Origin of the sequence: Bacillus sp. GbtcB10 (assembly GCF_019091365.1) — a bacterium.
Lineage (GTDB): Bacteria > Bacillota > Bacilli > Bacillales > Bacillaceae > Bacillus > Bacillus altitudinis.
In genome coordinates this window covers 1-386 of the sequence record NZ_JAGXJP010000028.1, presented here as the reverse complement: position 1 = coordinate 386, position 386 = coordinate 1, and the positions used below count along the sequence as shown (strand labels likewise).

The following is a 386-nucleotide window of genomic DNA, read 5'->3' as shown; positions in this document are numbered from 1 at the left end:
TTCCTGCCAACACAGCTATGTGAGCAGTTTATGTCGATGGACAATCATTCTCTCCGTTACTTACTGACAGGCGGGGACAAGCTGAAACAGGTGAAGCCCGTTCCATACAAACTCGTCAATAACTACGGCCCAACAGAAAATACGGTCGTGGCGACAAGCGGGATCATTGATCCAGATCAAGGCACGCTTCCTATCGGAACAGCGATTGCCAATACTCGTTTTTACATTATGGGTTCGTTATATGACCTCTCGCCGCAAGGCGTACCGGGTGAGCTCGTGATTGCGGGGAAAGGACTGGCAAGAGGCTACTGGAATCTCCCAGAGGAAACGGACAAACGATTTGTCCCAGATCCGTTTTATCCAGGAGAGCGCATGTACCGTACAGG

1 protein-coding gene is annotated in these 386 nt (G+C 50.5%); it reads left to right on the top strand.

From position 1 onward, the window contains the following. On the top strand, nt 1-386 hold a 386-nt coding region (locus KVT11_RS19570; RefSeq protein WP_217609120.1), incomplete at both ends, for an AMP-binding protein.